This is a genomic window from Nostoc sp. LEGE 12447 (assembly GCF_015206985.1).
Taxonomy (GTDB): domain Bacteria; phylum Cyanobacteriota; class Cyanobacteriia; order Cyanobacteriales; family Nostocaceae; genus Nostoc.
Map to the genome: position 1 here is coordinate 22,768 of NZ_JADEXT010000058.1, position 11,737 is coordinate 34,504.

Genomic DNA, 11,737 nt, shown 5'->3' on the forward strand with positions numbered 1-11,737 from the left:
AAATATGGTATCATATCCAACTGCTCAAAGAAATCCTTATATTATCGGCCGTCCCATCAGCGAAGCGGACAAATTTTTTGGGCGAGAAAGTTTATTTAAAGCTATAGAGGATTATTTAAGGCAGGGTAAAAGAGTTATTTTGTTGAACGGTCAACGACGTATAGGTACGTCGTCTTTGCTTCAACAGCTTCCAGAGCAAGTTGCTCTGGATAACTTTATTTTTGTAAATTTCGATTTACAAGATAAAAGTCACAGTTCACTTACTCATATTCTTAATAATCTTGCCGCTGAAATTACCGCTCAAATTGAGCTAGATGATATTGAAATACCATCAATTGAGGGTCTAGAAAATAATTCAGATATATTTGGGCGTGATTTTTTGCTAAAAGTTTATCAAAAATTAGAGAATAAGAATATTGTTTTGCTGCTAGATGAATTTGATGCTGTTGATAACAGTAATCATGACATACTAAACCTGGGATGTGGTTTCTTTCCATATTTAAATCGACTGATTAAGGAACAGGAAAGATTATTTATTATTCCTGTTGTAGGACGCTTTCAAAATGATTTAAAAAAACTACGAGAACTATTTCAAAATCCACCTTACCAAGAAGTTGATTTGTTAGATAATATAAGTGCTAAACGGCTAATCATAAAACCTGCTGCCGGAGTACTGGAGTATAATGAAGATGCTATACAAGCTATTTTAGAACTATCAGCAGGACATCCATATTTTACCCAAGTACTCTGCTTTAATATTTTTGGATATGCAAGATCAGAGGATAACTGGAAGGTGACTCGTGCCAATGTAAAGATGATTGTAGACAAGGCGATTGAAAGTGCTGAAGGTGCTTTATCATGGTTTTGGGATGGGTTAACTACTCCACAAAAAGTTATCTTTTCAGCAGTTGCAGAAGCTCAAAATAACTTTTCACCAGAAGATAAAATATTTTCAGAAGTACCACTGAGATTGGTGATGGAATATGGAGTGATCAAGACAGAGGAACTGGCAAACGCCGTTAAGGAACTCACTGAAAAGAGTTTATTAGATGAGAGTCAACTGAAAGTAAAAATTGAATTTGTCCGCCGATGGTTAGAACAACGTCACCCACTACGCAACGAAATAACTGACCTAGAAAAACTAAAAGCAGAAGAAATTGAACCCCTTTTACAAAAAGCAGGTGAATTGCTTCAACAAGGAAAAAAGCAAGATGTTCTGGGTATTTACGAAGAGATTTTAACTCTTAATCCTAATCACTTCAGTACTCTGTCCCTTTTGGCAGAAGAGTATATAAAAACTGAAAATTTCGATAAAGCTATAGAACTACATAAGAGAATCTATCAAGTTGATCCAATACGCAACAAAGAAGGTCTGTTGTCAGCGCTGGAATCCTATGGCAATACATTAATAGAAAAACAAGATTTTATTCAAGCAGCAGGGCAGTTTCAGAGAGTTTTGGAGATTGAACCACATAGGATATCAGCGCAGCAAAAAATGCGAGAAGTTGAAGCTGAAATTGCAGCAAAAACTATTGCTAATAATCAAGTAATGGCAGATAATATTGCCGATAATACTAGTCCAGAATTAGTTTATGAGGTTAACAGTGAAAATAAAATTCTCCTACAGGATTCTTCCCATCCAGTTGCTTCTGCTCTCTCTATTTCGGTCACCAATAGCAACATTAAAAATCCATCTAACCAATACAAGTCTTCCATAATTCTATTTTTCAAACTAGTAGCGGTGTTGGCAGTAGTACCTGGTATTGTAGGTATAAGTTTTTTCATTTCTAGATGGTTAACTCCTTGTCCCTCTGGTCAACAGAAAGTTAATGCTATTAGTTGTGAAGCACTGTTGAGTGATATTATTAGCAGTGGTGAACGTACTTTATTTGACACTTCCAACCGAGAACGTAACAAAGGTATTGAAGCTTTCAAAGAACGTAATTACTCTCAAGCTATTGAATTGTTTGAAAGTTCTAGAAAAGTCAATCCCAATAACCCAGAAGTATTAATTTATCAGAATAATGCAAAAGCTCGAAAACAGGGTAAGCCTTTGACTTTGGCAGTGATTGTACCTGTTGATAATGCACAATCCATTGCCCAAGAAATTTTGCGTGGCGTGGCGCAGGCACAAGATCAGTTTAACAATTCAAACGGTTTAAAGGGTAAATTGCTAGAAATTGTCATTGCAAACGATGCAAATGAACCGAAGCAAGCAACACAAGTCGCTCAGCAATTAGTTAATAACCCATCTGTCTTGGGAGTAATTGGACACGACTTTGGTGAAACTAATAGTAGCGCACTAGGGATATACGAAATGGCTGGCTTGCCTGTCATCTCTTCTACTAGTGCCAAGAAATTTTTGAATAACAATGTCTTATTTACAACAGTTCCTTCTGAGGCAGCTAATAGTAAACAACTAGCCGAATACACTATTGAAGACCTTAGTTTAAATAAAGTTGTAATTTTTTATAATTCTAACAGCTTTGATAGCAACATTCTCCGAGAAGAATTTACAAATAGTTTTAAACAACTAGGAGGTCAAGTTGTTCAGGAATTTGATTTAAAGTCACAAAATTTGAATATCAACAAAAAACTAGAAGCAAGTGTAGTCAGATATCAAGCACAGGCAGCTTTATTGTTTCCGGACTCGCTGCCTAACACTTCTGTAGTACTTCTTGAAATTGCTAAAGCCAAGACTAACTCCAAAAATCCACAAGTACAAAACCTACAGTTGTTAGCTGGAGATGCTTTGTATAACGAAAAAGTATTGAAAGAGGGAGGCAAACAGATCGAAGGCTTGATTTTAGCTATACCTTGGTTTAGAGAAGCACCACAATCACAAAATTTTGTTAAAGAAGCTAAAAATCTATGGAAGGAAAATGTGAGTTGGCGCACAGCTACTAGCTTTGATGCTACGCAAGCTTTGATTCAAGCTTTGTCCTTCGATGCATCTCGGTCAACAGTTCTGCAAAACTTGCGGAAGGTAAATCTGCCACCCAATAACACCTCAGGGTATCCACTTCATTTTACTCCTGATGGCGCTCGCCAGAGTCAACCCGTTCTGGTTAAGATTACAAAAGGTAAATTTAGAGCTATTGTCAAGGAAAGAGATTCTAGTGATTGAAGCTATAGCGGTTCCGGCTTGAGCGGTTAAGAGTTGCGCCATCGCCTAGAGGGAGATACCTTTACTTTGTCTTTTTGATTGTTGCTGTTCTTCTATTATTTGTTGCAATACGCGCTCTGCTTTTTGCCAAACCTGAATATCTTCTCTTTCTACTGACCCAATATAAATCGGTGAATACTCAAGCTTACCTGACTGGTTTCGGTTGACTGCCACTCGAAAAATCTCACCTCGTTCATCATGGGTAAATACCAATTCTCTACCCTGCTTCTCCAGAGTGGCACGTTTGAATCTAAGATTATTCTCACCACTTTCTCTTAATTGCCAATTGATGAGTTCAACAGCAATAGGCACAGCCATAGCTAAGAATTCCTCTTCTTTACGCTGCTTTTCAGAGAGTGGTTCTGACTTTTGAGTTGCCAGTTGATTGCTAGCGATTAGTACCAATTCTCTGGCTTCATCAGTAGTCCATCCGGCTGGACTGGCAAAGATAATTTCTCCAACTTCCTCGGCTGGTTTATTATCTTTGAGCGCCCGTATAGCAATTTCTTTATCTCGGTCAGTCACTAATAAGTTTTGCAAGTCAGCGCTGTAATATTTATATAACTCGGCTGAAAGATTATCTTTTAGCTTTGGTTCATCTGTAGTTATAGTTGGAGTTTGATTAAGAGCAACTGCATCCACTGGTTTTTGTGATCTATGGAGTTGCTCTAAATAAACAATCGCTGCTTCCAGGTTGTCGAATATGGTTCTTCCGGCTTCTAGCTGGTGCTGATTTTGAGAAAGTTGTTGCGTTAATTCTAATACTGCTTCAGTTAAGGCTGACTCGACAGTTGATTGCTCAATATAATCAGAAATTGATGAAATAGCTCTTTTCTCTAGATAGGATTGTAACTCAGTCGCAAGCTCTGCATCCAGGTCATTAAATGTAGCTTTAGCTGTAACAAGTCCCTCTTTATATTGAGAAAGTTTTTGCGTTAATTCTAATACTGTTTCAGTTAAGGCTGACTCGACAGTTGATTGCTCAATATAATCAAAGATTGATAAAATAGCTCTCTTCTCTGCATGAGATTGTAACTCAGCTGTCAATGCTGTTTCAAAGTCATTGAATGTAGTTTTCGCTTCAAGTAGCTGCTGATGATATTGAGAAACTTGCTGTGTTAATCCTAATACTGTTTCAGTTAAAGCTGATTCGATAGCTGATTGCTCAATATAATCAAAGATTGATAAAATGGTTTTCTGATCTGCATGGGATTGCAACTCAGCCGTCAATGCTTCATCAAAGTCATTGAATGTAGTTTTATCTTGAACTAGTTGCTGCCGATATTGGGATAGTTGCTCTGTTAATCTTAATACTGTTTCAGTTAAAGCTGACTCGATAGCTGATTGCTCAATATAATCAGAGATTGACAAAATTGCTTTCTTCTCTGCGTGGGATTGCAACTCAGTCGTCAACGCTGTTTCAAAGTCATTGAATGCAGTTTTAGCTCGAAAGAGTTGTTGCCGATAAATAGATAGTTGTTCTGTTAATTGTGGCAACGTTTCAGCCAAAGCATCATCAACTACTGACTGTTTAATAAAGTCAGAGATTGCATCCACTGCTCTTTGTGATGATAGTCGTTGATCTTCATTAACAATCGCGGCTCCCAGGTCGTCGAATGCAGTTTTTCCTGCTTCAAGCTGCTGCCGATATTGAGATAGTTGCTCTGTTAGTTGTGGCAACGTTTCAGCCAAAGCATCATCAACTACTGACTGTTCAATAAAGTCAGAGATTGCATCCACAGCTTTTTGTGATGATAGTCGTTGCTCTTCATCAACAATCGCGGCTCCCAGGTCGTCGAATGCGGTTTTTCCTGCTTCAAGCTGCTGCTGATATGCGAACAATTGTTCTGTTAATTGTGGTAACGTTTCAGCCAAGGCATCATCAACTACTGACTGTTCAATAAAGTCAACGATTGTATTTATGAATCTTTGGCTCTCCACTGCTTGCTCTTTAGGATTCTTCAACAGATGCTCAATATGCTCGTCATCCCGTTGGGGCTGGTAGTCAATCCCCTTATGTTTTTGTAAACCTGGGAATGTATAGGCAGGCCCCAAAGATGTGCCGCTGAATTTCTGGTCATTCCACGAGTACGAAATGCCCTTACTTTTACCGTTACGTGTTAAACCGTGGCGAACTTCTACACCTTGTAATTGCAACCGCTCAACCAGTTGGGGCATAGTTAGTTTGTCTATTGTGGCACGGTCGATTAATTCCTGGAGTTGTTGCTTAATGGGGCGCTCTTGTGGTGTAATGCGCTCACCATTGATATATTCTTCGTGTTCTCTTTCTAGACGTTTTTGTTGTCCAATACTAGGATTACGCGATAATTTTTCATGGCTACTCTGGGTTTGTTGCAAACTATAATCAAGTTCTAGCTGCCGGATGATAGTTTCGCTGCGCTTGTAATCCCAGCTATCATGTACAATCTTCCCGTTATCTAAACGAATGCGACTAGCGCAAATGTGGATGTGGTCGTGTTCGGTATTGCTGTGTCTGTAGACTACGTACTGGTTGCTGTCAAATCCCATCTCTTCGAGATAGCGGTTAGCAAGTTCGTTCCAGGTTGGTTCGTCTAGTCGCTCGTTGTCTGGTAGTGATAATGATGCATGGTACACTACTCGGTCAGCTTCTGGGTTTAGTTGTCGGGAAATTTTGAATTCTCTGGCCAGGGCACGGGCGTTATTGCCACCCATGTTACCACCAATGAGTTTGGCATCTTTCTGAGACTCCAAATAATTCAGCAGTCCGCGAAACCCTCGCCCTTTAGTCTGGTTGCCAATCATCTGTTTCCTCGTCCGATTCTTCGATGAAGGTATTGGCTATTTCCCGTTGGCAGTGTCGTAGCAGTTCCAAGAGTTCTTGTAGAAGTTATGGTGATGCTGGCGGTGGCAACTGCATTTTAATGGCGGTATTGGTGGCTTTAGCCAGTTGGTTGATATTGTTGCCGATGCGCGACAGTTCCAGGTATGTGTCTAGTGTAACTCTGCCCAGTCGCGGCGGTGGTGGTGGAATTGGTCGCAGCAACATACAGCGTCTTGTCAATTCTCCCAAGCTCAAGCCCGTATCTTCTGCTTTAGAGCGAATCATTTCATATTCAATCGGGCTGAATCGCGCTTGCAACATTTTGGTGCGGACGAGTGATTGAGAAGAAGCTTTGGGCATAAGTCAAACCAAACAAGATGCAGTTTTTGAGGGGGTTTCCAAAGCGGGGACACTTCCCCCTTTGGCAAGCCTGCCGAGTCGAGCGTAGCGAGGACAGCACGCAGTGCTAGGCATGGCTTGCTTCTAACCAGTCTTTCGGGGAGGCAGAAGAACTAGGGGAACAACCCACTAGGGGACAAAGTGCGTAATCTGCGGCTACCACCACTATGATATTACTAACGAGTTGATACAAATTACAGTGTGGCTAATTCTTACTAAGAACTGTGTGATTGATTTTTGATTAACTGTTCGTGAGTTATCTTACACGCTATGAGTAATCACTGTTCAATCAGTTACGTTAATATCTGTTGCTGTTTCTTAACTATTTGTTGCATTGATAATTACCTGTCTTTAGATAAATGCTCTCTGTTAAAGTAAAGTTTTAAACATAAACATTAGTTTGATTTTTAATCTTGTGGCTAAAGACAATATTCCTAAGTCAAAGATTCCAGAGGCTCTTGATGCTCTACGCGCTTTGGGTGCTAAGGAATTAGATGATATTCCGGCACGAGCGGCTATTAAAAAGATGCGCCGTCAAATTGAGCGGGTGCTTCGTCTCGGCTATAGCTACGAGGAAGTGTCTGAAACTTTAGCCCCTTTGGATATCAACATCAGCCCTGAACGTATCCGTTATCTACTTAACGATATTCGTCGGTCTACACGCAAAAAGTCAGTCGTTCCTCCTAGTCAAGAAAATACCAATCCACCAGTTATTGATGAGCCAGTAGTTCACGAGAATCCTGAGATTACAGAAAGCAATACTCAATCTGCCAACAAACCTCAGTCTCAATCAAAACCAGAATCACAACCAGAATCAAAACCAGCTTCATCAAAATCAACAACTACTAAAACTCCTAAAACGGCTAAAAAGACCTCTGATGATAAAGCTCCAGAGAAAAAAAATTCCTCTCGCCTTGCTTTTGTGCCTGAAATAATAAACGATGAGGATTTGTAGATGGTAGTCAAACCTAAACAATCGGCTGACCAAGTTCAGGAACAAAAAGCAACTGAACAGCCAAAAAATCTTAGGCGCTTGGTGTTGGTGACTGGGGATAAGGGCGGTACTGGTAAAAGTGTGGTGGCTAGAATCCTACTCGACATTTACCGCCACAGAAATATTAACTGCATCGCTTATGAGTGTGACCAGTCTAATCCTCAGCTTTATCGTCATTACAACAAAGTCGCTCCTGGGGTACAAACGCTCAAACTAAATCAGCGTGGTGGTGCTGATGCTTTGCAGGATGATTTGAAACGTTTATCGCCTCAAATTTCTTTGGTGGATCTGCCTGCTGGGGCTGCGGAATATTTTGAATCGGTGGCGAAGGATATTTTTCTTTTTCAAAATGCCCAGCGTTTGGGTTATCGCATCACGATGGTGTCGGTGCTGGGTCGAGTTAAAGATAGTCTGTTGCAACTAAAACGGCTGGTAGATTTCTGCGGCGACAAAGTTGATTATGTGGTGGTGAAAAATCTCTACTGGGGTGATGAACACAAGTTCACTCGCTACAACAATTCTAAGATGAAACAGGCTGTGGAAGCGTTGGGGGCGATTGAACTGTTATTGCCTGAGTTATATGACGATATTTTTGACCTCGTTGACTCTAAGGATCTGACGTTCAGAGAAGCGCTAGAGCATGACGATTTTAGTTTGAGTAATCAATCGAGAGTTTTTGGCTGGATTGATGCGGTTGAGACTGAGTTTTCTAAGGCGGCTGTACAGTTGGGGTTAGAGTAATGGCTGTAAGTAATGGTAATGGCAATGGTGCGGTATCTCATTTAGATAGGTTGCTGTCAGAAAAGCCACCGGAATTTCAAGCGAAAGTGTTGCGGTTTGCGCTTGATTCTGGGATGAAACAAGATGACCCAGCATTTCGGTTAGTGCAGTACATCGGTTATTTGGCACAACTGACAGAAACTGCACCAAACGATTGGAAATTATTATTTGAAAATTTACAAGATGAGCTAAACCAATGGAGTCAACTGACGGCGGAGCAATTGAAGACCCAAGCCGACCATACGGAGAATATCAAAAACCTAGCGACCAGTTGCAATCAGCTAGGGACAGCCTTGAGCGCATTAAATCTAACGTCTCAGCAACAACTCAAGCAATTAACGAGCTTAACCAAACTCTCCGAGAATTTGAACAATATCTCCCCAAGGCAACCAGAGACATTGAGCCAACCGTTGCAAGAACAATTGAACGAGATTCAGGAGAAGATTTCTCTATTGAACCAAAAAGACGCGGAATCGGTCGTTAAAGGTTGGGGTAGAGCTATTATGATCTGGCTTTTCTCTCCGATCTCGTTTTTTATTCTGTTTTGGTTTTATTCGCACCTGACCCCAATCCCTACTCCGATTGAAACTACCGAGTCTCTACAGAAAATTTTACAGAATACTGATTGGAGTAATGCCAAGCTTCAACGGGTTGAGAAAAAGTTGGGGACTGATCCTAATCAAAGACGACAGCGGTGAAAATTTGCTGTTTAAAATGGCAGTACCTTGTCCCTGTGATTCTCCATTTCACCCCTTTCACGTATAAATCGATTTCGTATTGCTCTGGCAGGTCTGCCGGAAAATACCTCAGTAATAACCGTGTCTTCGTCCTTACAGTTGAGTACCGCCTGCCTATATGGATGCCTAAGCCAGGAGAACAGCAGTTTTTAGGGTTTATCAGGGCAAACTACTTTTTCAATGAGGGCCCGACGCTCACTACTGCGCGGTGGCAGTAGGTCTAGGCGGCGACGCAAATCTACTATTGTTTCTGGCGGTATCCGTCTACTTGGCACAATCCACCTCTACCAACTGATACAGCTTCGCCCAATAAAATTAGAGTTCTAAGTTTCTCTTATCATCGATTAACCATTTACCATTTGAATCAAGGATGAGTGTAATTCTAGATGAGTCATCTAATTGCCTACCATCTTTCAGTAAATACTTTAATTTCACATCTACAACAGCGTTGCTCTTGCTATTTTCAATTAAATTAATAGAATCAATTTTTGCAGAAGCAACTTTTTCCCACCATTCCTCATAGCTTTTGTAATTATTATCTGATTTTAGTCTGTGAAACCTAGAACTTAGAATAGCCCAAGAACTTTCATACTGCCGCTGATTGATAAGTTGGTAGTACTCTACAATAGCGTTATCTGGTGTATTTATACCATCCTTGGTAGCTTTATTCTCCTTCGATTCGGGAGAGGAGGTATCTTGCTCTTGGGTTGTATTTTCTTTAGACGCAGTAGTGGTAACTGCCCTTTGAGGTTTTTGAGGAGGAAGCTCCGCAATATTCGTAATTACTTGCCGTCCTTCATTAAGAGCTGTCTGAACCTCCTGATTCAGGATTTTATATTGTGATATCACTGAATCTATCGTTTCAATATATTTTTGTGCTTCCCCAAGCCCTATATATACCTGAAAAACATTGAGTATATTGTCATATTCTTTGATTGATTTTTTAAGTTTCAATGAAAAGTTTTCAGAAACTTTTAGTTTCTCTAAAAAAGTTTCTTTCTTAACGCTAATGTCATGTAATTGCTTTCCTCTAAGCAAAGAATTTGAGTTTTGATTAGCTCTAGTTTCAAGCATTGAAAATAATTCTTTTGCGGCTCCATTCGTTTCATCAATTGAATCGTCGAACTCTTTTTGTTTTTTTGATAATTCTAAATGCCGCTCTTCCATTTTCTGAATAGTATAGTTGGAAAACTTTTGGTTAGCCCTGAAATCTTCACTGCGTATATTTTTTCCTATGTCTTCATAAGAAATATTTAATAAATTAGAACTTACGTATAATATTTTCTCCGTCACCTCAATTAATGTTGCAACTTTTTCAGCTGCATTAACTATATTTAGTACAGTAATTACCGGAGTAGTAGCACAACTTACTATTAGAACAAATGAAAAAGATAAACAAAACAATGAAGCTATTGTTTTTTGACGTTTTGCATTTAAGTTAAACATACCGCAAGTCTTAATATTTTTATTTCAAGAAAAATATCCTGATTAGAACTAGGCATAACCAAGGGACTCTGGTATTATAAATCACTATTGGCATATAATAGATTTGAAACCTTTGAAAACAAACTATTCTCGACAGTTATTTATCCCCAATAGTCAGTTTGTGCTGACTGCAATGGCGTTCCTGAAAGCGTAGCTCCCTGCACCATGTTTTTAAATTTTGTCAAGTGTGCATCAAATAGTAGTTGGATTGTGCCTGTAGCCCCATCACCGTTTTTAGCAAGGATAATCTCTGCAACTCCTCTATCTTGCGTATTGGGGTCGTAATATTCGTCACGATACAACATGATTACTTTGTCCGCGTCCTGCTCAATCCCGCCACTGTCACGTAAATCCGAGAGCATGGGGCGTTTGTTATTACGGCTTTCTACTGCTCTTGATAGTTGCGATAGACACATAACAGGGGTCTGTAACTTCATTGCTAAACGCTTGAGTCCGCGTGTCAGCTTTTCTATTTCATAGTTTCTGTTGCCCCCGCCGTTACCATCCATCAGTTGCAGATAATCCACGACGATTAACCCCAAATCACGGCGCTCTTGTGCCATGATTTTACGGCACTCAGATTCTATATAGCTCAGTGATGGGTCTGGACGGTCATCTAAATAAACAGGTAGCTCTGATAGTGTACCGATGCCCCGTGATAGTGGTTCCCATTGTTTGTTAGAGATGCGCCCAGTTTTCAAGTAGCCGCTTTCTATGCCAGCCTCACCTGAAAGCGCACGCATGGCAATCTGTAGCTTTGACATTTCCAGACTGAACACGACAACTGGAAACTGATAAGCTTGGGCGAGATAAAAAGCTATCTGAGCCGCAAACGCTGATTTCCCCATCGCCGGACGACCTGCAACGATGACTAAATAGATGCCTAGTTCAGCAGTGCCATCAAACCACAACAGCATGAATTAAAACATTGGGGGTTTCAGACTTGATGACCATTCAACTGTATGGCTTGTCCAGTAAATCTGTATATCTATATTAATTACCGTTAGTGGACGGAACCCAAAACAGGCATTTTGGACGAATGTAGTCCGAACTATCACATTATTAAGCTTGCCAGCACTGGAAAATGGTACGAAAGTCGCAATTATTCCATGAGGCAACCCCTGCTGTAGGTAAAGGCTACAACTGGCACAGTATTTTGATAGATTTACAGTTAAGGATTCCGGTTAAGCTAGGGCTTTCTCTTTAGCCAGCCAGTTTTGAAAGATTTGCTCACGTCCATCGTCACCGTCAACCACACGATAAACTCGCTGGCGATCGCCCGTGCCATCTCGACAGATGTATTTGAGTTTCAGCCCTATCTTCTTCAGCAATCGCCTTAAGATAACGATGGGGCTGTCATTGTCATTGAGGGT

Annotated in this window: 10 protein-coding genes; 4 read left to right on the forward strand and 6 right to left on the reverse strand. The window is 40.4% G+C overall.

Features of this window, described 5'->3' with window-relative positions; genetic code table 11:
• Positions 1-4: 4 nt before the first annotated feature.
• A complete protein-coding gene (locus tag IQ274_RS32315) occupies positions 5-3,127 on the forward strand; it encodes an ABC transporter substrate-binding protein (RefSeq protein WP_194144705.1) in 3,123 nt (1,040 codons plus the stop codon).
• A gap of 45 nt (positions 3,128-3,172) precedes the next feature.
• Here IQ274_RS32315 and IQ274_RS32320 read toward each other — a convergent pair whose 3' ends face one another.
• Both IQ274_RS32320 and IQ274_RS32325 read right to left on the reverse strand, forming a co-directional pair.
• Positions 3,173-5,950, reverse strand: coding sequence for a relaxase/mobilization nuclease domain-containing protein (locus tag IQ274_RS32320; protein ID WP_194144706.1), 2,778 nt, complete (start codon positions 5,948-5,950; stop codon positions 3,173-3,175).
• 85 nt (positions 5,951-6,035) lie between these two features.
• Positions 6,036-6,329, reverse strand: coding sequence for a plasmid mobilization protein (locus IQ274_RS32325; RefSeq protein WP_228058523.1), 294 nt, complete (start codon positions 6,327-6,329; stop codon positions 6,036-6,038).
• 454 nt (positions 6,330-6,783) lie between these two features.
• Here IQ274_RS32325 and IQ274_RS32330 point away from each other — a divergent pair, with 454 nt between their 5' ends.
• Genes IQ274_RS32330 through IQ274_RS32340 form a run of 3 tightly spaced genes read left to right on the forward strand, consistent with a single transcriptional unit; the run spans position 6,784 to position 8,840 of the window.
• Positions 6,784-7,323 (forward strand): hypothetical protein, encoded by a 540-nt coding sequence (locus tag IQ274_RS32330; RefSeq protein ID WP_322745406.1) that lies wholly within the window; start codon positions 6,784-6,786, stop codon positions 7,321-7,323.
• Positions 7,324-8,103, forward strand: coding sequence for a hypothetical protein (locus IQ274_RS32335; RefSeq protein WP_228058524.1), 780 nt, complete (start codon positions 7,324-7,326; stop codon positions 8,101-8,103). It begins immediately after the preceding gene.
• A complete protein-coding gene (locus IQ274_RS32340) occupies positions 8,103-8,840 on the forward strand; it encodes a TM1812 family CRISPR-associated protein (RefSeq protein ID WP_194144707.1) in 738 nt (245 codons plus the stop codon). The genes IQ274_RS32335 and IQ274_RS32340 overlap by 1 nt, the downstream gene beginning before the upstream one ends.
• 188 nt (positions 8,841-9,028) lie before the next feature.
• On the opposite strand, the gene IQ274_RS37600 is transcribed toward IQ274_RS32340, so the two are convergent.
• From IQ274_RS37600 to IQ274_RS32355, 4 genes are all read right to left on the reverse strand, one after another.
• Complete coding sequence (locus IQ274_RS37600) at positions 9,029-9,154, reverse strand: hypothetical protein (protein ID WP_265578593.1); 126 nt, start codon at positions 9,152-9,154, stop codon at positions 9,029-9,031.
• A 40-nt stretch (positions 9,155-9,194) separates the two neighbouring features.
• Complete coding sequence (locus tag IQ274_RS32345) at positions 9,195-10,325, reverse strand: hypothetical protein (RefSeq protein WP_194144708.1); 1,131 nt, start codon at positions 10,323-10,325, stop codon at positions 9,195-9,197.
• 140 nt (positions 10,326-10,465) lie between these two features.
• Positions 10,466-11,281, reverse strand: a complete 816-nt coding sequence (locus tag IQ274_RS32350) for a replicative DNA helicase (protein WP_194144709.1) — start codon at positions 11,279-11,281, stop codon at positions 10,466-10,468.
• A gap of 267 nt (positions 11,282-11,548) precedes the next feature.
• Positions 11,549-11,737 (reverse strand): hypothetical protein (locus IQ274_RS32355; RefSeq protein ID WP_194144710.1); only part of this gene is annotated, 189 nt, incomplete at its 5' end.

Excerpts from the sequence above, each read along its gene's own strand:
- IQ274_RS32315 (WP_194144705.1), top strand. The coding sequence starts at position 5 with ATGGTATCATATCCAACTGCTCAAAGAAATCCTTATATTATCGGCCGT.
- IQ274_RS32320 (WP_194144706.1), bottom strand. The coding sequence starts at position 5,950 with ATGATTGGCAACCAGACTAAAGGGCGAGGGTTTCGCGGACTGCTGAAT.
- IQ274_RS32325 (WP_228058523.1), bottom strand. The coding sequence starts at position 6,329 with ATGCCCAAAGCTTCTTCTCAATCACTCGTCCGCACCAAAATGTTGCAA.
- IQ274_RS32335 (WP_228058524.1), top strand. The coding sequence starts at position 7,324 with ATGGTAGTCAAACCTAAACAATCGGCTGACCAAGTTCAGGAACAAAAA.
- IQ274_RS32340 (WP_194144707.1), top strand. The coding sequence starts at position 8,103 with ATGGCTGTAAGTAATGGTAATGGCAATGGTGCGGTATCTCATTTAGAT.
- IQ274_RS32345 (WP_194144708.1), bottom strand. The coding sequence starts at position 10,325 with ATGTTTAACTTAAATGCAAAACGTCAAAAAACAATAGCTTCATTGTTT.
- IQ274_RS32350 (WP_194144709.1), bottom strand. The coding sequence starts at position 11,281 with ATGCTGTTGTGGTTTGATGGCACTGCTGAACTAGGCATCTATTTAGTC.